Source organism: Muricauda sp. SCSIO 65647 (assembly GCF_021534965.1).
Classification (GTDB): domain Bacteria; phylum Bacteroidota; class Bacteroidia; order Flavobacteriales; family Flavobacteriaceae; genus Flagellimonas_A.
In genome coordinates this window covers 766,826-789,335 of record NZ_CP091037.1, presented here as the reverse complement: position 1 = coordinate 789,335, position 22,510 = coordinate 766,826, and the positions used below count along the sequence as shown (strand labels likewise).

The 22,510-nt window shown below is 42.9% G+C and carries 21 protein-coding genes; 6 read left to right on the top strand and 15 right to left on the bottom strand.

What is annotated here, in order from left to right:
• Window positions 1–195 precede the first annotated feature (195 nt).
• From L0P89_RS03535 to L0P89_RS03525, 3 genes are all read right to left on the bottom strand, one after another.
• Window positions 196–1,869, bottom strand: a complete 1,674-nt coding sequence (locus L0P89_RS03535; RefSeq protein WP_235267020.1) for a tetratricopeptide repeat protein — start codon at window positions 1,867–1,869, stop codon at window positions 196–198.
• 207 nt (window positions 1,870–2,076) lie between these two features.
• Complete coding sequence (locus L0P89_RS03530) at window positions 2,077–2,568, bottom strand: dihydrofolate reductase (protein ID WP_235267988.1); 492 nt, start codon at window positions 2,566–2,568, stop codon at window positions 2,077–2,079.
• A gap of 20 nt (window positions 2,569–2,588) precedes the next feature.
• A complete protein-coding gene (locus tag L0P89_RS03525; protein ID WP_235267019.1) occupies window positions 2,589–2,978 on the bottom strand; it encodes a 2TM domain-containing protein in 390 nt (129 codons plus the stop codon).
• A gap of 48 nt (window positions 2,979–3,026) precedes the next feature.
• Here L0P89_RS03525 and L0P89_RS03520 point away from each other — a divergent pair, with 48 nt between their 5' ends.
• Together L0P89_RS03520 and L0P89_RS03515 are read left to right on the top strand one after the other, a co-directional pair.
• Complete coding sequence (locus tag L0P89_RS03520; RefSeq protein ID WP_235267018.1) at window positions 3,027–4,115, top strand: aminotransferase class V-fold PLP-dependent enzyme; 1,089 nt, start codon at window positions 3,027–3,029, stop codon at window positions 4,113–4,115.
• A gap of 179 nt (window positions 4,116–4,294) precedes the next feature.
• Window positions 4,295–4,591, top strand: coding sequence for an isoamylase early set domain-containing protein (locus tag L0P89_RS03515; RefSeq protein ID WP_235267017.1), 297 nt, complete (start codon window positions 4,295–4,297; stop codon window positions 4,589–4,591).
• 28 nt (window positions 4,592–4,619) lie between these two features.
• Here the strand turns inward: L0P89_RS03515 and L0P89_RS03510 are convergent, their stop codons facing one another.
• The 5 genes from L0P89_RS03510 to L0P89_RS03490 form a co-directional block, all read right to left on the bottom strand.
• Complete coding sequence (locus L0P89_RS03510) at window positions 4,620–4,901, bottom strand: DUF427 domain-containing protein (RefSeq protein WP_235267016.1); 282 nt, start codon at window positions 4,899–4,901, stop codon at window positions 4,620–4,622.
• Complete coding sequence (locus tag L0P89_RS03505) at window positions 4,898–5,875, bottom strand: L-histidine N(alpha)-methyltransferase (protein WP_235267015.1); 978 nt, start codon at window positions 5,873–5,875, stop codon at window positions 4,898–4,900. The genes L0P89_RS03510 and L0P89_RS03505 overlap by 4 nt, the downstream gene beginning before the upstream one ends.
• Window positions 5,876–5,891: 16 nt before the next feature.
• On the bottom strand, window positions 5,892–7,052 hold the full coding sequence (gene egtB, locus L0P89_RS03500) for an ergothioneine biosynthesis protein EgtB (protein WP_235267014.1): 1,161 nt from the start codon (window positions 7,050–7,052) through the stop codon (window positions 5,892–5,894).
• 67 nt (window positions 7,053–7,119) lie between these two features.
• On the bottom strand, window positions 7,120–8,613 hold the full coding sequence (locus L0P89_RS03495) for a sensor histidine kinase (RefSeq protein ID WP_235267013.1): 1,494 nt from the start codon (window positions 8,611–8,613) through the stop codon (window positions 7,120–7,122).
• The gene (locus L0P89_RS03490; RefSeq protein WP_235267987.1) at window positions 8,610–9,314 is read right to left on the bottom strand and encodes a response regulator transcription factor; all 705 of its coding nucleotides are present in this window, start codon (window positions 9,312–9,314) and stop codon (window positions 8,610–8,612) included. Before L0P89_RS03490 ends, L0P89_RS03495 begins: the two co-directional genes overlap by 4 nt.
• Before the next feature lie 224 nt (window positions 9,315–9,538).
• Between L0P89_RS03490 and L0P89_RS03485 the strand changes: the two genes are divergently transcribed.
• A complete protein-coding gene (locus L0P89_RS03485) occupies window positions 9,539–11,278 on the top strand; it encodes a hypothetical protein (RefSeq protein ID WP_235267012.1) in 1,740 nt (579 codons plus the stop codon).
• 202 nt (window positions 11,279–11,480) lie between these two features.
• On the opposite strand, the gene L0P89_RS03480 is transcribed toward L0P89_RS03485, so the two are convergent.
• From L0P89_RS03480 to L0P89_RS03450, 7 genes are all read right to left on the bottom strand, one after another.
• The gene (locus L0P89_RS03480; protein ID WP_235267011.1) at window positions 11,481–12,731 is read right to left on the bottom strand and encodes a porin family protein; all 1,251 of its coding nucleotides are present in this window, start codon (window positions 12,729–12,731) and stop codon (window positions 11,481–11,483) included.
• Between the two features lie 72 nt (window positions 12,732–12,803).
• Entirely contained in the window at window positions 12,804–13,628 is an 825-nt protein-coding gene (locus L0P89_RS03475) for a thymidylate synthase (protein WP_235267010.1), read from the bottom strand.
• 47 nt (window positions 13,629–13,675) lie between these two features.
• Window positions 13,676–14,029: a four helix bundle protein gene (locus tag L0P89_RS03470; RefSeq protein ID WP_235267009.1), complete on the bottom strand. Its 354-nt coding sequence runs from the start codon at window positions 14,027–14,029 to the stop codon at window positions 13,676–13,678.
• Between the two features lie 63 nt (window positions 14,030–14,092).
• A complete protein-coding gene (locus L0P89_RS03465) occupies window positions 14,093–15,553 on the bottom strand; it encodes a NupC/NupG family nucleoside CNT transporter (protein WP_235267008.1) in 1,461 nt (486 codons plus the stop codon).
• Window positions 15,554–15,567: 14 nt separating this feature from the next.
• The gene (locus tag L0P89_RS03460; protein WP_235267007.1) at window positions 15,568–16,197 is read right to left on the bottom strand and encodes a bifunctional nuclease family protein; all 630 of its coding nucleotides are present in this window, start codon (window positions 16,195–16,197) and stop codon (window positions 15,568–15,570) included.
• A gap of 88 nt (window positions 16,198–16,285) precedes the next feature.
• Window positions 16,286–17,254, bottom strand: a complete 969-nt coding sequence (locus tag L0P89_RS03455) for an electron transfer flavoprotein subunit alpha/FixB family protein (protein ID WP_235267006.1) — start codon at window positions 17,252–17,254, stop codon at window positions 16,286–16,288.
• Between the two features lie 31 nt (window positions 17,255–17,285).
• The gene (locus L0P89_RS03450) at window positions 17,286–18,032 is read right to left on the bottom strand and encodes an electron transfer flavoprotein subunit beta/FixA family protein (RefSeq protein WP_235267005.1); all 747 of its coding nucleotides are present in this window, start codon (window positions 18,030–18,032) and stop codon (window positions 17,286–17,288) included.
• A 164-nt stretch (window positions 18,033–18,196) separates the two neighbouring features.
• Between L0P89_RS03450 and L0P89_RS03445 the strand changes: the two genes are divergently transcribed.
• From L0P89_RS03445 to L0P89_RS03435, 3 genes are all read left to right on the top strand, one after another.
• On the top strand, window positions 18,197–19,174 hold the full coding sequence (locus tag L0P89_RS03445) for a pyruvate dehydrogenase complex E1 component subunit beta (RefSeq protein WP_235267004.1): 978 nt from the start codon (window positions 18,197–18,199) through the stop codon (window positions 19,172–19,174).
• A gap of 154 nt (window positions 19,175–19,328) precedes the next feature.
• Window positions 19,329–21,821 carry a DUF5686 and carboxypeptidase-like regulatory domain-containing protein gene (locus L0P89_RS03440; protein ID WP_235267003.1) on the top strand — a complete coding sequence of 831 codons (2,493 nt, stop codon included), beginning with the start codon at window positions 19,329–19,331 and terminating at the stop codon, window positions 21,819–21,821.
• A gap of 65 nt (window positions 21,822–21,886) precedes the next feature.
• Window positions 21,887–22,414: an inorganic diphosphatase gene (locus tag L0P89_RS03435; RefSeq protein WP_235267002.1), complete on the top strand. Its 528-nt coding sequence runs from the start codon at window positions 21,887–21,889 to the stop codon at window positions 22,412–22,414.
• Window positions 22,415–22,510 lie beyond the last annotated feature (96 nt).

Here is a 22,510-nt window from a genome sequence, read left to right as displayed (position 1 = left end):
AAGTCAAGATGTTGAAAACAAATGGGGTAGACCATTGGTGTACGGTCCAATACGTGAAGTGTACAAAAAATCGATTGCCTTAAATTTTGGGGAACATGAAGTGGACAAAAATATGTAAGTATTTGATAAACAAATATTTACAAAGTGTAGAATTTTAACTTTATAAGATGAAGAAAAAGGGTGAAAGGCGTATGATTACGCTTTTTCAATGTCTAAAAAGTAATCCAAGAGCTCTTTATCGGGTTCTATTCCCAATTTTTTCCGAAGGCGATAACGTGCGGTTTTTACACTTTCAGGTGAAATGCCTAGAATGTTCGCCGTTTCTTTTATGTTCAGATTCAGCCGCGTGAGCGAAGAAATTTTCAAATCGTTTGCACTGATGTCTGGATGCAGTTCTTTTAATCTGCTATAAAAGTCGGTATGGACCTCTTCAAAATGCCGCCTAAAATCTTCCCAATCCCTGTCAACGTTGACCTGCTGTTTTATGGTACGCTTTATTTCAGAAAGCAATTTTGTTCGTTTGGTCTGGGTTGTGTCTGCAAGTAGATTTATTTTTTCGAGTAGTTGTAGAAACAGTTCGTTTTTTTGTGCAAAATTTAAGGTGTACGAGGTAAGCTCTTTGTTTTTGAACTCTAATTGTTGACGCAATTCACGTTGCTTCAATGCTGCATTTTCCAATTCTGTTCGAGCCAACGCCTCTTTTGATTTTAAAAGTTCAGTTTCCCTTTTCTCGCGTTGCTTTTGATGTCGTAACATAAGCAATGCCGTAATGGCCAGGGTCACCAGTAATAGAGACAGAAAAACATTCATCAATGTACGTGAATGCTTGGTTTCTTGAAGCAATTCAATTTCTTTTTCTTTATTGGTAAGTTCGTTATTGAATTCTAGTGCAGCGATCTGTTTGGATTTGTCGATATCATAAATCGAATCCCTTAAATTGATAAATGCATCATAGTATGAAAGTGATTCTTCCAACTGGCCTTGCTCTTTTTTTAATAGTTTAAGTTCTTGATAGGCTTCTAAAATATATTTACGCAATTTATTTTGCTCGGCTTTTTCCAAAGCTTCCAACAAGTGGTTTTCTGAATCTTCATATTCCCCCTTTAGACGCTGTAATTTTCCATATTGTATAAGATTGCCAATGAATCCGTCGACATCATTTACGGTCTCTCCCAAAGTCGTTGCTTTTTTCAAATGGTAGTCGGCTTGTTCCAACTCATTTTCGAGAATGAACAGCCTGCCCAGTAAACTATGGGCTTCGGCCATACCATAAAAAAACTTGTCATCGGAATGCATGTTCAATGCGTTGGTTAGATACTCTTTTGCTTCCGTGAGTTGATTTTTTTGCATAAGTACCAAACCAATTTTGTTGAAGGTGGTGGCAATGCGCGATTTCAGATCGAGCTGGGTAAATTTTTCGATAGAGCGTTCATAAATGTCCAGTGCCTTGTCCAAGTCTCCGATATCGGCATATACCATTCCGCTGTTCATCAAACAATTGGCAGCACCTTCCAAATCACTGACCTCCTCATATGTTTTTTGACAATCGGTCAAGTTTTCAAGGGCAAGTTTGGGTTTGCCAAGTGTCCAATAGGCTACTCCGAGAACCCGCTTGGCTTTGGCAATTCCTTGGGGATAAACAAGTTTTTTGGCCAATGTCAAAGCCTCGGTGCCATTTAAAACGGACTTGTTTGAATTGACGATCCAATAGCGATAGCCCAAATCGTTCAAAGCATCGACACGCTCCTTATTTAGGGAAGGAAACCGCTTTAAGACCCGTTCAAGGCTATCGACGGTAGTCTCATTTGTCTGCCCATAAAGATGGCATGACAGTATCAGAAAGGCCAAAAACATACTGATGAAACGCATATCCGGTTCTTAACGTATGGCAAAGATAAAAGATGTAAAAATGTCTTTCTTTTTATTGCGTTTTTATTATTAAAGAATTGAGTAAAGCCAAGATTCAAGATTATTTGGTTTTGGTACTCTACCTTTATGGAATTGGTACAAGTAGTGGAAATATGGTCATTAACTTCAGAATTTTGATTGGCCGAACACCAAATAATCCGCGATAGCCTACTTTTTAGTATAGGTCAGATACGTGAAATCATATTGATGTCTTTCATCTTTAGGATGATATTCTTGCTTGACCAATTGCCAAACATTCAAATCTACTTTAGGGAAAAAAGTGTCTGCCTCAAAATCGGCGTGAATACGGGTAAGCTCGATATGGGTGGCAAAATCCATCGATTGTCTGTAGATTTCACCGCCGCCAATGATAAAAGATCGTTCATCTTTTTTTGTCAGGGCAATGGCCTCCTCCAATGAATGCACCACTCGGCATTCGAATTTCGGACTGTAATTTTTCTGGCTGGTCACCACGATATGCTCTCGGTTCGGCAACGGTTTAGGGAAACTTTCCAATGTTTTTCGACCCATTATGATTTTATGGCCAGAGGTCAATTGCTTGAACCGCTTGAAATCATCGGGTAAGTGCCAAGGCAAATCGTTGTTGATGCCCAAAGCGTTGTTTTCGCCTGCGGCTGCAATGATGATGAGTTTGCTCATTTCGACTTCGCTCAATGACCTCACTGCTCTTTTTTTTTATTGATGCCCGACATCGGAAAATCGGTCTCGATTTCTTTTTGAAGTTCTGAAATACGCTGTTTTTGCTTGGCGACCAATTTTTCTCGCTGTAGGCGTTCCCATTCCTGTCCCATAAATTTGTGGGTCACGAACACGTTGAATGCATGGATCAAAAACAAAAAAGCCCACGCCAAGATGGCCCAAATAAACCAATCGTACGATTCACCATACTTCAAAATTTTGTTGATGAGCACCAAAAAAACACTTCCGATCAAAAAAATGACGAAATGTGAAAATAATCGTTTCTTCTGTTTGATCCGCTTTTGGGCATTTTCGAGCAGCTCATGTTGTTCAAGGCCTATTTCAGGATCTGATTTCTTTTTCGAGAACATCTTTGGCTATCTTTAGCAACAAAGATAACCGAAAACAGGCGTTGTAAAGTGACAATCGACCAAATACGGAAACAGTTCCCTGCGGTACAGCATGGTATTTATGCAAATACCGCAGCCGCTGGTCCGCTTTACGATTCACTGTTTGAATGGCGGCAAGAACATGAACTCGATTTGCTGATGAAAGCAAGTGGGCTGTTCGTCGAAGGACTAAAAATTATTTCGGAAACGCGAAAAAGTTTGGGTTCATTTTTTTGCTGCCCTACCGAAAATATAGCCCTGACACCCAATTTCACCATTGGCTTAAACATGTTGTTGGACTCTTTTCCAAAAAAAGCCAAGGTATTGCTGTTGAGCAACGATTATCCTTCGCTGAACTGGCCCTTTGAATTTCGAGACTTTGATATTGAATATTTGGCCATGGTCGATGATTTGGAGTCCCAAATTTATGAGGCGGTCAAAAATAGGCATATCGATATTCTGGCATTGAGCTTGGTGCAATGGCTGAACGGAATTCTCATTGACCTCGATTTTCTAAAGGATTTGAAGAATGAATTCAAAGACTTGATAATTGTTGCCGATGGCACACAGTTTTGTGGTATGTTCCCCTTTGATTTTTCTGCATCGGGCATCGATATTCTTGGAGCCAGCGGTTATAAGTGGTTGCTTTCGGGCTATGGCAACGGATTTATGCTCTTTAAAGAGAAGAGCAAAGAGCGATTTATGCCAAAATCTGTTGGTTTTGGTTCAGTTGAGGGAGATTTTGACAAAAAGGACAACTTTCGGTTTTGTAAACATTTTGAACCGGGCCATTTGAACTCCCTTACTTTCGGAAGCCTGAATTTTTCGCTCAGCTTTTTAGAAGCGGTCGGGCTTCAAAAAATAGGAAACCATAACAAAGCCCTTTCTGAAACCGGCAAGCAACTTTTTGGAGATATGGGATTGTTGGAAGAAGCCGTAGTAAAGAGAATTGCCCACAGTACCATTTTCAATATAAAAGGAGATAAAACCCTTCTTGAACATTTGAGGCAAAATGATATCGTTTGCGCCCAAAGAGGCGATGGAATTCGACTTAGCTTTCACTTTTACAACACTTTGCAAGAATTGGAAGAGCTTGCAAAAATTGTTAACGGTTGTTAATGATTGTTAAAAAAGTGCTTTTGTTTGATGAATAGCTCAAAATCGCATCTCTTTTTTGATAAAGCGGCCCATCTTGGGATCGGTTTTTTAAAAAATTGCTAAATCGTATCTAACCTATTGACTGCTAATGCTTTTATATTTTGCTTTGTCCTGAATTTTAATTCGAAAATTATTTCATCATGGCAATAAAGAAACAATACTTGAAAAGCAAGCCGGTATGCAAGGTAACCTTTACGGTACCTGCAGAAGAGGCAAAAAAAGTGGCTGTAGTGGGTGATTTCAACAATTGGAACCCTAAGGGCAGCATGTTGAAGAAATTAAAGAACGGTTCGTTCAAAGGTACTTTTGACCTAGCGACCGAGAGTTCTTATGAGTTCCGTTATTTGGTTGACGGTAACTATGTAAACGACGAGGCGGCCGACCGTTACCAGTGGAATGATTACGCTGGTGCCGAGAACGCTGTTCTTGAACTATAATAAAAAAATAACTGGTCGCCGTTGAGGTTCATTCCTCAATGGTGACCCCTTTCCAAAAGGCCACACGGCCTTTTATGCTTTTGGCCAATTCACTGGTCTCAGGATAGTACCAGGCCGCATCCATATTTTTTTTCCCGTCAACTTCAATAGTGTAATAAGAAGCTACGCCTTTCCATGGGCAAGTGGTATGGGTACCGCTGGGTTTGAAATATTCTTCCTTAATGCTATCAGCAGGAAAGTAGTGATTATTTTCAATGACCACTGTGTCGTTGCTTTCCGCTATCACTCGATTGTTCCAAATGGCTTTCATCTTTGACTCTTTTTGAATACGTAATCCCTATACTCGCTTTGTCCATCACTGAACTGTGCAATGATGTCTAATCCTGCTTTATCGGCCAGCCAATTGACCACCTCATCGTCATATTTTTGTGAGATTTCGGTGTGTATGGTTTCCCACTGTTTGAAATTCACCTTTAGGCCAAGGGCCTCAATGAAGACCTTTTGTGCTTTTTTGGCCACCAAATAACTTTTGGCCGTACCTGTTTCTGGGTCGTAGACTTCCCAGTGCAAAAAATTATCAAGTTCAAAATTGCCCCCCAATTCTTTATTGATCCTTGCCAATAGGTTTTTGTTGAAGGCTTCTGTGATGCCGGTTTTGTCGTTGTAGGCATCCAATATTTTCTGAGGATGCTTTTTTTGGTCGAACCCCATGAAAACAAGGTCATCTTCGTTCAAGATATCACGAATGTTCTTTAAAAACTCAACTGCCTGCGGGTGCAGAAGGTTTCCGATGTTCGAACCAAGAAACAAAATCACCTTACGTCTGCCGTTCTGTTTGGCAATATCGGCCAAGGTCTCAAAATAAGTGCCCTGAATTGTATTAATGCGCACTTCGGGAATTTCAAAAGATACAGAAGCTTCCAGTTGGTTCAGTGCATTTTGACTGATATCAATGGGGCGGTAGTCAAAATCAGCCTCTTTTTCGACCAAATTTCGCAGTAAGATCTTGGTTTTTTTACCATCGCCAGCCCCCAATTCAAAAAGACTAAAAGCGCCTCCATTCCCCATAAAAAGTTTTGAGATACCCTCTTTATGCGTCTCTAAGATATTGAACTCAGAATCGGTCAGGTAGTACTCGGGCATTGCCATGATGTCTTGAAACAATTTGTCACCGACTTCATCGTAAAAATATTTTGAGGATAAATGCTTTGGGTAGTCGGTCAATCCCTCTCGTACTTCTTGGGCAAAATCAGTATTCAAAGCCGTAGCTGTTTTTTCTTGCATAGATGGTTTGTCGTGATTATTGCGCCAACCTTAATCCCGTGAACTGCCAACGTAAATGTGGATGAAAAAAGTTTCGATAGGTGGGTCGGGTATGTTTCTCTGGTGTGGCCACAGAACCGCCCCGCAACACCTTTTGGTTGGCCATGAACTTACCGTTATACTCACCTAGGGCACCTTCGGCTTTTCTGTAATTGGGATAGGGTAGGTAAGCACTCTCGGTCCACTCCCACCGCTTGCCCCATGGAAAAAACTGTTGGGCTGCCTCCCATTCAAACTCTGTGGGTAATCGCAAACCTTTCCATTGGGCATATGCAAAGGCTTCGTAATACGATATATGGGTGATTGGGGCATTTAATGAGACTCTTTGTAAGCCTTTTGCCGTGTAATGGTACCATTCAGCTCCGATCTTGTGCCAATACAGGGGAGAATTGATGTTGTTTGCGTTCACCCAATCCCACCCTTCGGCATGCCAAAGGTCAAACCGTTGATAGCCACCATCTTTTAAAAATTCGATATACTCTTGATTAGTGACCAATTTATTGGCGATTTGATAGGGTTGTAGATAGACTTTGTGCCGACCCAGCTCATTGTCATAACAAAATTCTTTTTCATTGTGCCCGACCTCAAAGACACCTTCATCCATAGCGATCCATTCGCGTTCATGCTTTTCTATGGGATGGTCTTCAAAATCGTCTGAATACTTCGGAAGCAGCGGATTGTTGCCCAGAATGTATTTGATATCGGTCAACAAAAGCTCTTGGTGCTGCTTTTCATGGTGGATGCCGATTTCCAATAAATCATACAATTCGGGTGATTGCTCGATCTGAAAGAGATTTTTAATGCCCTTGGTCACATAGTCTCGATATTCATACACTTTTTTGACCGAGGGTCGAGATAGATTGCCGCGGTTTGCCCGAACGACCCTTTTGCCCACAGTCTCATAGTAACTGTTGAACACAAAAGAAAAATCGTCGTGAAAGACGTTGTAATCTTTGGCATAAGGTTTTAATATGAACTCTTCAAAGAACCAAGTGGTGTGCCCCAAATGCCATTTCGGCGGACTCACATCGACCACAGGTTGCACGACATAATCTTCGTTTTCAAGGGGCTTGCATATTTTCTCAGTGTGTTTTCGGGTCTTGAGAAAAAAATCGAGAAGCGAATCGGTAACGATCATAGCAGGTATTTTGCTAAAAATACGGAAATTGCCCGATACCGCTTGACTTAATCAATGGGGTCAATGGTCATGTGACACTGTAAACGGGCAAACTGAAACTAAAAGAAGTGCCTTCGTTTGGCTTGCTCAATACCTTAATACTGGCATTGTGCAATTCCATGATTTTTTTGACAATGGCAAGTCCGAGACCGGCACCTTCTTTTTCTTGCCCGGTTTTGGTTTGGCGATATCGCTCAAATATCAAGGCCTGATTGGCCTTGGCGATACCTGGCCCCGAATCTTTGATGACGATCTCTACATTGGCTTCTTTCGGAATGATCTTGACAATCACTTTACCCTCTTCGGGAGTAAACTTCAAGGCATTGTCCATCAAATTCTGTATAGCCCTTTCAACCAATGAGATGTCTGCAAACACTAAAGGAATACCCTCTTCCATTTCCAATTGCAAATCAATATTTTTTTGCGCTGCCAAGACTTTGTAATTTCTGTAAATGTCATGGGCCAGTTCGGTGATCAAAAAGGGTTCTTTTTGGGGTTCGATCTGATTGGCTTCAAGCTTTGAGTACTCAAAGAGCTGGGCAATAAGTTTTGATAGGCGTTCACAGCTCTTATTGATGGTGATCAAGTATTCTTCCCGCTCTTTGGTACTCAGTTGGGTATTCTTCATTTGAAGGGTTTCGATGTACCCTTGTATAATGGAAAGTGGTGTTCGAAGATCATGGCTAATGTTGGCGATCAGTTCACGGCGTAAGTTTTCGAGCGATTTGATTTTCTCAACATCTGCCAAAATGGTATCGGCCATTTCATTATAGGTCTTGGCGACCCCGGCCAAATCGGTTTTTTTGGCATCCTCGATACGGTAATGGAGGTCACCTTGTTGAAAACGTTTGGCCGCATAGACGATTTTACGAAGGTTTTTAGTGAGATACCAGATAGAAAGTATTCCTAAGAGAGCGGCAAAAATCAAGGTGAGAATAGAGCCCCGTAACCCCAATCGCAAAAAATAACTGTTCATGAGCGATTCTCGGGTCATTAAGTAATCTTCACTTGCCAAAACGATATAGACGTAACCTTCCTTTCCATTTTTATCAAAAGGAGCGGCCGAAAACACACTTTGCACATCGGGATTTTTAGGATTATCCCCTAAAATATACCCTTCACCATTTTGCGCTATAAATTGGTTGATGGGCCCCAATGCCACTTTTTTCTGATTGGTCTCGGGGGCATCATGATCTAAAACTACCGAATACATCACATAACCCTCTTTGTCCAATAAATAGACCTCTATGGCACGGTTCACGGCCATCATGTCATGCATGATATCGCCAAACAAGGCCTTGTTCACATTGCCCTCTTCGTCAAACGGACTCTCATTACCGAACTTTTCATCAATTAGGTCTTGCGCAAGATTGGCATGAAGGCGCTGTGAGGTCTCATAAAAGTAATTGTCTGAAAGATAAAGGGCCGTGAACATGTACCCGACCCCGGCCAAAACCAAGATGGCCAAGAATGACAATGACAATTTTACGATGAGCCTATCTGAAAGTAGTGAGTGCTTCATAGTTCTTCATTGAATTTGTAGCCAACGCCCCAAGTGGTCAAAATGAACTTGGGGTTGCCCATATCAGGTTCGATTTTTGACCGCAGACGGTTGATGTGTGAGTTCACGGTATGCTCATACCCCTGAAAATCATACCCCCAAATGAGGTTCAAAAGTTTGGTGCGGTCATAGCTTTTACCAGGATTTGAAGAAAGCAGCACCAACAGCTCAAACTCTTTGGGTGAGAGTTCTATTCTTTTTCCATCCAAGGCCACTTTTCGCATTTCCACATCAATAGTAAGGTTATCAAATTGCATGGAGCCATTGTTCTTGCTTCCGTCAGCTTTTTGGGTATCCATCTTTTGCCTCCTGAAAATGGCCTTGACCCGTGCAATGAACTCGCGCACGCTGAAAGGTTTGGTCAAGTAATCATCGGCACCGACCTCAAGGCCCAGTACCTTGTCGATTTCCTCAGATTTGGCCGTTAACATCATAATGGGCGACTTTACTTGATTGGCCCGTATTTTTTGGCAGACCTCGATACCGTCCATTTCCGGTAACATCACATCTAATATAATTAGGTCGGGCACTTCATTGATGGCCATGCGCAGTCCGGTGTCTCCTTCACAGGCAGACAATACGTCACAGCCCAGATCTTTCAAATGAATTTCCAACAAGTGGATGATCTCGGTATCATCTTCAATGACCAATACTTTTTTCATCATGGCGAAATAAAGGGTAAAATCTCACGGAAAGTTCACAATGACTTCCACAAAATGTCCGGTTCGTTTCAGAATGGTCGTTAAAAAAGGCCAATTCTTGCAAAAATTGAATTGATTTTATTTTAACTAACTGGTTTTCAGCACGTAAACAAATATGATTTTTATGTGATGTTTTTGCAACACCTCGCCGATTTCTTTGCCACAACACTTAAAAACATACAGCTATGAACAATTTAAAAACAATTTTACTTTTATTTTCTTTCGGAGTTTTTCTTTTCAGTTGTGAGGAAGATGATACCGATGATGCTCCGATAGTACTTGATGCGGGAAGTTTATCAGGAGGACCTTTCAATTTTACGGTCGATGGCACACCAGATATGGTCAGTGGTATTTCGTTGGCCGATTTTGATGGCAACGGTGATATGCAGACCTATGTCATTACCGACGACAGCCGAAACATTTTGGGCCTGCCCCCAGATTTACAGGCTGTTGAAGGAGTAGATTTTGACGAAGCGGGCGAAGGCTCTTGTTATATCTATCATTTGACCTATAATCAAGGGTTAACAGGTTTGGAAATGGGCCAGAACCTTGACGATCTCGGCGGAGAATTTGACCTCTCGAATTTTGTGACAGTCAACAGAAATGGTCTGAATGCCGGTACAATTGCTGGTGGCCCGTTCGAATTTACTGTCGATGGTACACCAGATATGGTCAGTGGCATCACATTGGACAACAGCAATGCTTTGGGCACCAATATGACCTGGGTGATCACTGATGACCAAAACAACATTTTGGGTCTTCCACCTACTCTAGAAGCGGTCGAAGGGGTTGATTTTGATGAAGCGGGTGCAGGGATATGCCTGATTTGGTACATGCGCTACGAAGATGGCCTGACGGGGTTGGAAGTAGGTAACAATGTTTCCGATTTTGATGGGTTCTATGCCTTGTCAAATTCCATTACCGTGACCAGAAATGCACTGAACGGTGGATCTTTGTCTGGTGGTCCGTTCGAATTCACGGTCGATGGCACTCCTGATATGGTCAGTGGCATTACTTTAGATGATACTGACTTGAACGGTTCGAACCAAACCTATGTCATTACCGATGACCAGAACAACATTTTGGGTCTGCCCCCAACATTAGAGGCTGTCGAAGGCGTTGACTTTGATGCTGCCGGCGCTGGTATTTGCCTAATTTGGCACTTGACCTATGAAGATGGCCTAACGGGATTGGAAGCTGGCAATAACGTTGCTGATTTTGATGGCTATTATGCCTTGTCAAACTCCATTACCGTGACCAGAAACGCACTGAATGCCGGTACGCTATCGGGTGGTCCGTTTATGTTCTCTGTTGATGGTACAGCCGATATGGTGAGCGGAATTGCTTTGGACGATGCCATGCTCAACGGAAGCAACCAGACCTATGTCATCACCGACGACGATTTGAACATTCTGGGTCTGCCCCCAACATTGGAGGCTGTAGAAGGCGTTGATTTTGATGGTGCCGGTGTGGGCCTATGCCTGATTTGGCACTTGACTTACGAAGATGGCATCACTGGTCTTGAAGCAGGTCAAAATGCAGGCGATTTGGGAGGTTACTTTGCCTTGTCAAATTCCATTAGCGTGTATCGCAACCCCAATGCAGGCACTATTTCAGGTGGCCCCTTTGAATTTACCGTTGACGGTACGCCCGATATGGTCAGTGGTATCACCTTAGATAGCAGCAATGCCACGGGCAGCAATGGTACTTGGGTCATTACCGATGACCAGAACAATATTTTGGGCTTACCACCTACATTGGGCGATGTTGAAAATGTCGATTTTGATGCAGCGGGCGTTGGGGTGTGCCTGATATGGTATATGCGCTACGAAGATGGGCTCACCGGTCTGGCCATGGGCAACAATGTGGCTGATCTCGAAGGCTTGTACGGACTTTCAAACGCCATTACCGTGACAAGAAATTAGGCTGTGCGAAAGCGAAGCGGTTGCTTTTTGCAGAAAAAATTTATGTAACTATGAAAAAGAAAATTTTTTAGGGAAGAGAAAAGCACCAAGTACGCTTTGTTTGATTGTTCGAAAGCGCCCAGACGAGAGTTTGGGCGCTTTAATCTTTAAAAATGATGAAATCTATTCTTGTAAAAGATAGCCGTTGTTCGTTACGATGATTCTAGAACACTGTATACCCCAAAATGAAGGACATGCTTTCATAGGCAGATCCAGAAAAGCGAATATCTCTAGAAGATTGGTATCTAAATTCTGCAGAGTAACGGTTTTTAAACTTAAAACCTACTCCGTAAGCAAGATTCTCACCTGTTAAAAACTCAAAAGAATCAAGTATTGAATTGTCGGCTCTTCTGAATTCAACAAAATTGTCTAAAGTGAAATCAAAAGTATAACCTACATTGATAAAAAGTTTCGAAGAGTCATTTAAAAAAATATAGTGCCTGATGCCAACTGGCACCTCGATTGAGGAGTAATCAAACGTTGTAATGATTCTACCTCCCGAAATGCTGCTGTTCTCTACATCTTTTTCAGCACTATAATATTGGTAGGTGGGCTCGGCTATAATACCCCATTTATTTTTGTTGAAAGGAAGAATATACTCTACCTCAAGTCCAAATCCGAAACTCTGATTATCGTCAAAGTTTATGTTCCTTGATGCGATAACGGGGTCGGGAGTGCTTGGTGATGAGATATTCAAACGGGGCCTTAGTGTTAGATTGAACAAGTCCCTTTTTTGCTTTTGTTCTGTTCCTATATAAGTAGGATCGACGCATTGGTTGTAAGCTATGAAGATGTTTATAAGATCATCTTTTGTGTATTTCAATTTTTCAAACCTTTTTTTAGATAATTCTTCGCACTTGAGGTTGTTCCATAGTTGTCGCTTGTATGCATCATTTTGTGCTACTCTAAAACTTTTTGATTCGTAACCTTTTGTTTGGTAATGTCTGGTTTTATAGCGTTTAAACACCAGTGGCGTGATAGCTACTTCCTCAGTATCAAAGAAGTATCTGAACAAATTGCCCTCGGTATATTGATATAAAGACGATTTGCCTTCAACCAAAATCTTTAAAAAAACCTCTTCTTCACTAAATATAGGTCGGCTGTCTTCACTCATTGTATTGACAGAGCCACTAGACCTGTCAATTTTTGCCTTATGGCGAACATATTTCAAAGTATTGTTTATCCTAAATTCTTTTACATTTTGAATGGTTTCAATTTTGACATGGTCACCTTCGTACAATTTGTAATCAAAACGTATTGGGTTGTTCTTCCAATCTTGGTTTTTTATCAAACACTCGACTTTCTCTCCAGAATTTTTAATGAAATACCCCTTTTCAAAGGTTATTTGAGAATACCCGCTGATTGACATAGTGAGAAAAAGGACAAAAAAGATGACAGGGTTCAATTTATTCATATAAAATACACTTTGGTTGATAGTTTGCTTGCTTCTAAGATTCACCCTCGAAATTTTGGAGTGATATTTATTTTAAACAGCGACCACCCCTTTGATATGCGGGTGCGGGTCATAGTTCAACAAGGTGAAGTCTTCAAACGTAAAGTTGAGAATGTCCTTCACCTCAGGGTTCAGTACCATGGTGGGCAGGGGCCGCAGGTCACGGCTGAGTTGCAGTTCTATCTGCTCTAGATGATTACTGTAGATATGGGCATCGCCAAAGGTGAGGATGAATTCGCCCGGTTCGTAGCCGCAAACTTGCGCCATCATCAAATTCAACAGGGCATAGCTGGCAATGTTGAAGGGTACGCCCAAAAAGATATCGGCACTGCGCTGGTAAAGCTGGCAGCTCAATTTACCGTCAGCTACATAGAATTGAAAGAAAGCATGGCAGGGCGGTAGGGCTGCTTTGCCATTGGCCACGTTTTCTGAAAACGAGACAGTGGTATCGGGCAGCACGCTGGGGTTCCAGGCCGAAACGATGATGCGACGGCTATCAGGATTGTTTTTCAACATCTCAACGGCCGTTTTGATCTGGTCAATGCCCTCGCTGTTCCAGTTGCGCCATTGATGGCCGTACACAGGTCCGAGGTCGCCATGTTCATCGGCCCATTCGTTCCAGATGCGCACGCCGTTTTCCTGCAGGTATTTGATATTGGTATCCCCTTTCAAAAACCATAGCAGTTCATGAATGATACTCTTCAAATGCAGCTTTTTGGTCGTCACCATGGGGAAACCATCTTGTAGGTCAAACCGCATTTGGTAGCCAAAAACACTGATGGTGCCCGTACCGGTACGGTCGCTTTTTTGGTTGCCGTGTTCTAGAACGTGCTTTAAAAGATCGTGATATTGTTTCATAGCCCATAAAGGTACAGGGTAAAGGGTAAAGGGTAAAGGGTTTTGGGCTATGATTTATTGTATTTTATCAACGATGCTATCCGTTTTTGAAGTAACTGAATTTTTTCAATCAATGCGGTCGCTTTTTTTGTATCAACTAACTGTAAATCAGTGTAAAGCAATATATGGGTTTCCAATTCGAATAAAGAACCTAAGCTTATCTGAAGAAAACGTATAAAGTCTTTTTGTGAATATTTGGAGCAACCTTCAGCAATGTTTGTTGGAATGGAAATGGCGCATCGGTTGATTTGTGAAGTATGCCCGTACTTTTCTGATTCGGGCAATTGCTTGGTCAAATGGTAAATTTCTTTCACAAGATTTCTGGCATCTTGCCATACTTCCAAATCCCTGAAGTTTCTCATAAAAGATCAATCCTTTCTAAAAATCTGCTATTTGACATCTTTTACCCTATACCTTTCACCTTCCTATCCCAAAATCATTCCCGCCATGGTAGCGGAAAGTAACGAGGCAATGGTGCCCCCCAAAAGGGCTTTCATGCCAAATTTGGAGAGGGTCTTGCGCTGTCCGGGCGCCAAGCTGCCAATACCTCCGATCTGTATGCCAATGGAAGCAAAGTTGGCAAAACCACAGAGCATATACGTGGCCATGATGATACTCTTGTTGTATTTGAAGTGCAGTACGCTATTGACATCTTTGAGTTCGGCCAACTGAATATAGCCCACAAACTCGCTGGCAGCCAGCTTGATGCCCAATAATTGGCCCATCAGGGCCATGTCTTCTTTGGCGACACCTATCAACCACATCAGAGGGGCAAAAATGTACCCGAGTATCATTTCGAGCGACAAAGCAGCGTAGGGTGTGTTACTCTGGATCCAGTCGTTGAGCCCTCCGATAGTACCCATTTTTAGAAAGATATAATTGATCATGGCGATGAAGGCCACAAAGACCAACAGCATGGCCGCTACGTTGACCGCCAATTTGAGCCCTTCGGTAGTGCCTGTTGCCATGGCATCAAGCAGGTTCGAGCCAATTTTCTGCTTTGATACCTTTACATCTTTGTTGATGGCTTCTGTTTGGGGCACCAAAATTTTTGAAATGACAACGGCCCCTGGTGCTGCCATGACCGAGGCTGCCAAGAGGTGACGGGCAAACTCTACTCGTAGGGCCTGATCCGTACCGCCTAAAAATCCGATATAGGCAGCCAAGACCCCACCTGCAACGGTGGCCATGCCCCCGATCATCACCAGTAAAATCTCTGACTTGTTCATTTTTTCAAGATAGGCCTTGATCATTAGCGGTGATTCGGTCTGGCCCAAAAAGATGTTTCCGGCAACACTCAAACTTTCCGCTCCAGATATTTTCAAAAGTTTGGTAAGGGCCCAGGCGAGACCCTTGACCACTTTTTGAATGATTCCCAGATAGAATAAAACAGAGGTCAGCGCTGAGAAAAAGATGATGGTTGGCAAAATTATGATAGCAAAGGTGATCAATGGCTCCTCAATTTCATTGGTGCTCATCGAACTGAACAGAAATTTTGTACCAGCTTCTGTGAAGGTCAGTACTTTGTTGAAAGCCTTGCCCATGATGGTGAAAAAGGCCCGTATAAAAGGCACTTTCAATACCCCAATGGCCAATAGAAACTGTGCCAAAAGCCCAAGCCCCACAGTTCTCCAATTGATGGCCTTTCGATTTGAACTGAACAAATAGCTAATGGCAATTAAAACCAGCATGCCCAACATGCCGCGCCATAACGACCCGAATGAAAACCCTTGGTTGGGAACGATCTCATCTTTCGGTGCCAAATCATCAATGGTCACCGTATCGGCCATTGAGGCCATAGTTTCTTGGGGAATGGTATCTTGAGAAAAAAGAGAAACGGATATGAACAAAAAAAATAAAGTAAAACCTAGAAATCTCTTTCCCATAGAGTGGTTATTGGTTATTTGCGCTTCGAGATTTCATCACGCAGTTTGGCCGCCTTCTCGTAATCTTCATTGGCTACGGCTTTGTCCAGTTCTTTGTGAAGCTCTTCGAGGGTCATTTCGCGGTAGCCTTCATTGCCGCTCGATTCGATTTCAACGGTCTCTCCTTCTTGCAAGATTTCGTCGACCACGATACTATCATCACCTTCATCTTCATCTTTTTCCTTCGAAGAAAACTTGAGGAAAATCCCTGCTTTGTCCAGAATGGTCTTATAGGTGAAAATAGGGGCATCAAAACGGAGGGCCAATGCTATGGCATCACTGGTTCGGGCATCGATGATTTCTTCAATTTTATCGCGTTCACAAATGATACTCGAATAAAAGACGCCATCGACCAATTTATGTATAATGACTTGTTTGACCACAATGTCGAAGCGATCGGAAAAGTTTTTGAATAGATCATGGGTCAGGGGTCTCGGGGGCTTGATCTCCTTTTCCAGTGCAATGGCAATGGACTGCGCTTCAAAGGCCCCTATGACAATAGGAAGCTTTCTGTCACCCTCGACCTCGTTCAAAATGAGTGCATAGGCCCCATTTTGTGTCTGACTATACGATATTCCCTTTATTTTTAGCCGTACTAAACTCATATATCCTTCTCAAATCAAAAAAGACTGTTCAAATAGGCGGCTTTGCCATCTATCTGAACAGCCCCTCGAAAGGACAAATTAACAAAAATTAAGCGTTTTGGGCTTTAAATTCCTTTAATTTTTCGATGAGTTTCGGCACTACTTCGAACGCATCACCGACAATACCATAATCGGCCGCTTTAAAGAACGGGGCCTCGGGATCATTGTTGATGACCACTTTGGTTTTCGAGGCATTGACTCCCGCCAAATGTTGTATGGCCCCAGAGATACCTATGGCGACATAAAGATTGCTGGCAACAGGTTTTCCGGTTTGGCCCACATGTTCGCTATGGGGCCGCCAGCCCATATCTGAAACGGGTTTTGAGCATGCCGTGGCCGCGCCGAGAACAGCTGCCAATTCTTCGATCATGCCCCAATTTTCAGGACCCTTCAATCCACGACCACCAGAGACCACGATATCGGCATCGGCGATGGTCGCCTTACCGACTACTTTGTCAACTTCCAGTGATTTTGTCGAAAAATCGGCATCGCCCAAAGAAGGACTGAAATCTTCGACATTGGCAGAAACCTTGTTTTCATGTATGCCAAAGGCATTGTTCGAAACCCCTATGATCGCAGTTTCAGCAGTAATCTCGGTATGGGCAAAGCCCTTGTTGCTGAATGCCATACGCTTAACGACCAAGGGATCGGTGCTTTCAGGTGCACCCACAACATTGGGTACGTATCCGGCATTGAGCTTAGCGGCCAATATGCCTCCCAAAAATTTGCTATCGGTACTTGAACTGATAATAATGACCTTGGCACCTTGGGCTTTTGCGGCTTCTGCAATGGCTTTTGCATAGGCCTTGGCATTGAACGTTTTTAGATCGACATTCTGTATGTTCAACACTTTTGAGGCACCGTAATCGCCCAATTCGTGATTATTTTCAGCATTGAATGAAATAGCGGTGACCGAAGCGCCCATGTTCTGGGCCACTTCATGGGCATAAGAAGCCACTTCAAAGGCACTTTTTTTAAATTTTCCGTTGTATGATTCCGTATATACGAGTACTGACATATTTTTTTGTTTGATTTCCTAAAAATGGAATTTATATAACCTTGGCTTCGTTGTGCAAAAGATTTACCAGTTCACCGACATTTCCGGCATCGACCAATTTTACTGGTCCTTTCGGAGCTGGTTTTTCGAACTTTCTGTCTTTGGCCAAAGAAGGTGCATCAACAGGATCGACCACATTCAATTTCTTTTGACGGGCCATCATGATACCCCTCATATTCGGAATGCGAAGATCACTTTCTTCAACCAATCCTTTTTGGCCGCCGATGACCAAGGGCAGTGAGGCCTCCAATTTTTCTTTTCCGCCATCGATCTCACGAATGGCCGTGGCTTGGCCATTCTCTATTTCAAGTCCGATACAGGTGTTGACAAAGTTCATGTCGAGCAAGGTGGCCATAATGCCGGGTACCATGCCTCCGTTATAGTCGATGGATTCCCTTCCGCCGATAACCAGATCGTAGCCACCGTTTTTGACCACTTCGGCCAACTGGCGAGCGACAAAATAACCATCTGTGGGTTCGGCATTGATACGAATTGCCTCATCGGCACCAATGGCCAGGGCCTTTCGCATGGTAGGCTCGACCGAAGGCCCGCCTACCGTGGCGACATGAACCGTGGCACCTTGCTTCTCTTTGAACCACATGGCACGGGTCAGGCCAAACTCATCATTCGGATTGATAACAAATTGTACACCGTTGGCATCAAATCTGGTATCGTCATCGGTAAAGTTGATTTTTGAGGTCGTATCAGGGACATTGCTAATGCAGACCAATATCTTCATAGTGATAAAAATTTGACGCCAAAGATAGGTATAAAATCCAATAATTTATTATGCATGCATAATAAATTTTGTTCTTTTTTTGAGTTTTGCAAGCACTCCTTTCCTAATATATTTTCCTATTTTTGCTTGCATTTTTTTAAGAATCACCAGTCGGAAAAAACGATATGAAAACATTACAGTTCAGGGAGGCCATTGCAGAGGCCATGACAGAAGAGATGCGCAGAGACGATTCCATTTACCTTATGGGAGAAGAAGTGGCAGAGTACAATGGGGCTTATAAGGCCTCTAAGGGCATGCTCGATGAATTCGGCGCTGACCGTGTCATAGACACTCCTATTTCAGAATTGGGTTTTGCAGGTATCGGTGTTGGCTCTGCCATGATCGGCAATCGCCCCATTATAGAATTCATGACCTTTAACTTTTCATTGGTGGGCATCGATCAGATCATCAACAATGCGGCAAAGATGAGGCAAATGTCAGGTGGGCAGTTCAATATTCCGATCGTGTTTCGCGGTCCTACGGCCTCAGCCGGTCAATTGGCGGCAACGCACTCGCAGGCTTTTGAAAGCTGGTATGCCAATTGTCCTGGCCTAAAAGTGGTGGTTCCTTCGAATCCCGCAGATGCCAAAGGCCTTTTGAAATCTTCTATACGTGATGACGACCCCGTTATCTTTATGGAGTCAGAGCAGATGTACGGCGATAAAGGCGAGGTGCCAGAAGGGGAATATACCATTCCGCTCGGGGTAGCCGAAATAAAAAGGGAAGGTTCTGACGTCACCATTGTTTCTTTCGGAAAAATCATTAAAGAGGCCTATAAAGCAGCCGATGAGCTAGAAAAAGAGGGCATCAGCTGTGAGGTTATCGATTTGAGAACCGTGCGCCCGATGGATTATGAGACGATCCTCAACTCCGTCAAGAAAACCAATCGAATGGTAATCTTGGAAGAGGCTTGGCCCTTTGGCAATGTGGCCACCGAGATTATATACCAAGTACAAGACAAAGCCTTTGATTACTTGGATGCTCCGATCGTGAAACTCAACACTGCAGACACACCGGCACCCTATTCACCCGTACTACTGCAAGAATGGTTGCCCAATAGCAATGATGTTATCAAGGCTGTTAAGAAAGTGTTATATAAGTAGTGTGCATAAAATTGTAAGGTATATTAGCCTCGCCGACCAACGTCGGCGAGGCTTCATTTTAAGGAACGGTTATTGATAGAATTCTACCCAAAACCAAATTGATCCAAAAGAACCTGGCATTATTTCAAAATGCAGGGCTATCGACCTATCAAACATGATAAGATTCCTATTTATTTTTCTTATGCTTCCTTTTTTGGCCTTTGGGCAAACCAAGGCCGGTGGTACTGTAATTGATGAATCGGGCGATCCCATTGCCTTTGCGAACGTGATTTTCAAAAATTCTTCCGAAGGCACCATCACCAATGAAAATGGCCGGTTCTACTTTGAATCCGATGCAACGTACACTACCCTGGTGGTTTCATACATCGGATATGAAACCAAGGAAATCGCCTTGTCGGGAAGAGTGAACTATAATTTGGAAATCAACCTTTCCGAAGCTGCGGAACAATTGCAGGAAGTGATCGTGTATACCGGAAAACAATCAAAAAAGAACAATCCGGCCATTGACATCCTCAAGAAAATATGGGCGAAAAAAAGAGTGAACGGTCTACGCCAGTTCAAGAGCTACCAATATGATAAATATGAAAAGGTAGAGTTTGACCTTAACACCATTGACAGTGCTTTGATCAAGAGCAAGCTTTTCAAGGGGTTGGAATTCATTTTTGAAGACCTTGACACCTCGCGCATCACGGGCAAGACCTATCTACCGCTTTTCTTGAACGAGGTATCTTCAAAAGTGTACGGTGACAATCGCCATGAACTCGAAAAGGAAGATGTTCTAGGGAATAAAAGTTCAGGATTCTCTGGTAATCAAGCCATTACGGCATTTGTTGAAGATCTGTATTCCGATTATGATGTCTATGACAATTACCTGAAATTCTTTGACAAGAGTTTCACAAGTCCGCTATCACGAACTGGGGTCGATGTGTACAATTATGTGCTTTCTGATAGTACGTTCATCGATGGCAAATGGTGTTACAACATCATCTACTATCCGCGGCGAAAGAACGAATTGACCTTCAAAGGAGATTTTTGGGTGAACGATACCACCTATGCCATAAAAAATATCAATCTACAGGTCACCAAGAGTGCCAACATAAACTGGGTCAAGGAAATCTACATCGAGCAAGATTTTGAGGTGGTCAACGACTCTGTTTTTTTGCTGAAACGAGATTATATGCTCAGCGATTTTGCCTTTTCAAAGAAGGAGAAATCTAGGGGCGTGTATGGCAAGCGCACAACGGTTTATGATAATTATGTGTTCGATCTTGACAAGTCCAAGACGTTTTACGAGGCCGAATCAGACCCATACGACCCCCGTGTGTTCGAGCGCGACAGTTTATTTTGGAGAGACGCTCGATTGGAAAGCCTGAGCAAAGACGAAGCCGGTATATTTAAATTGCTCGATACCTTAAAGACGGTACCCAAATTCAACACCTATTATAACATTGTGAGCGTACTGGGGTCTGGTTATATTGAAATCGACAAATGGAATCTCGATATCGGGGACATTTACAGCACTTTCGGGTTCAATGATGCCGAGGGAATACGGTTGCGTGGAGGTGCACGAACCTATTTTGGCCAAAATGACCCATGGCGATTGGAAGGATATATGGCCTATGGTTTTGATGATCGAAAGTTCAAACATGGCTTTTCTGGCAAGTTTTTGTTGGATAGAAAGACCAGGCTTATTTTGTCAGGCGGCAATAGACGTGATATAGAACAGCTGGGCATCAGCCTGACGAGCACCACAGATGTGTTGGGGCGAAGTATCGCTTCATCGGCTTTGGTCACAGTGGGCAACAACAACAGATTGAGCAATATCAACCTATCGGTGCTGGCCTTGGAAATGGAACCTTTAAAAAACTTTAGGGTTAGGCTGGGAGGATCGTATCGAACGTTGAGTTCTGCTTTGCCCGATCAATTCAGCTTAGACTATATAGACCCGGAATCACCCACGGGAATTTCTTCTGAAGTAAAGCAGTTCGATATCAACACCACATTGATCTACACCCCCGGTAAGCGAACCATTGGCTATGGAGTCGAGCGCCGTGATGTCAATGACAATTATAGCACACTGGTGCTCAACTATACAAAAGGCCTCGAGGGATTCATGAAAAGTGATTTTGAATATGAAAGAATACAGTTTTCATACACCCAACCTTGGCAGGTCGGTGGTTTTGGTAGGCTATTGAGCACCGTTGAGCTGGGAAAGACTTTTGGTGGGGTACCCTTGGGGCTATTGAGTGTGATACCGGGCAACCAGACGGTTTTTTCGCTATATAACACCTTTCCGAACCTTGATTTTTATGAGTTCGTGACCGATACCTATGCAACGGTGCATCTAGAACATAATTTCAATGGCCGTATCTTCTCACGTATTCCGTTGCTTCGCAAGTTCAACTTGAGAGAAATAGTTGGGCTACGAGGTGCTTGGGGTTCTTTGTCAGATGAGAACATCGCCTTGAGTTCGCCCAGTAACATTCCCTTGGTGGCACCAGAAGACCAGATCTATTGGGAGTATTCTTTCGGAATCGGTAATATTTTCAAGATTTTTCGTATCGATTTTAACTTCCGTGGAAATTATTTGGACAACCCAGATGCCCGGGCCTTTGGCATTACCGGAAGTTTTGGGTTCAGCTTCTAAATAAATTTCCAATTCTTTTAATTACCAGTCTTCTCTGCGTAATTTTGCACCCTAAAATCTGGAACATGGCCAAAAACGAAGAGGTTACCTTTGATGTACTCATAGAAATTCCGAAAGGCAGCCGCAATAAATACGAATACGACTTCACATTGCATAAAATCCGTTTCGATAGAACCTTGTTCTCATCGATGATGTATCCGGGCGACTATGGTTTTATTCCTGAAACCTTGGCATTGGACCAAGACCCACTTGATGTGCTCGTCTTGGGTACAGAGCCCACTTTTCCCATGGTGGTGATGCAGGTAAAGCCCATAGGTGTTTTTCATATGACCGATGAAAAGGGTCCTGATGAAAAGATTATCTGCGTACCGGTCAATGACCCCATTTGGAGCAAAAACGATGACATACGAGATTTGAATCCACATCGATTGAAAGAAATAGAGCACTTCTTTCAGGTATATAAGGATTTGGAAGAGAAAAAGGTCGATACCGGTGGATGGAGCGGTGCCGAAAAGGCTAGGGAGATTTATCAAAAATGTGTCGAACGCTACGAAAACAGCGACCATAAGACAAAACGAACCTTCATGATTTAAAGAATTCATTATGAAAAGGAAAGCCTTCTTTTAAACCCGAAAGAGGGCTTTTTTTATTAAGGCCCATTTTACTACTTTTGCAGCCACTTAAAAAAC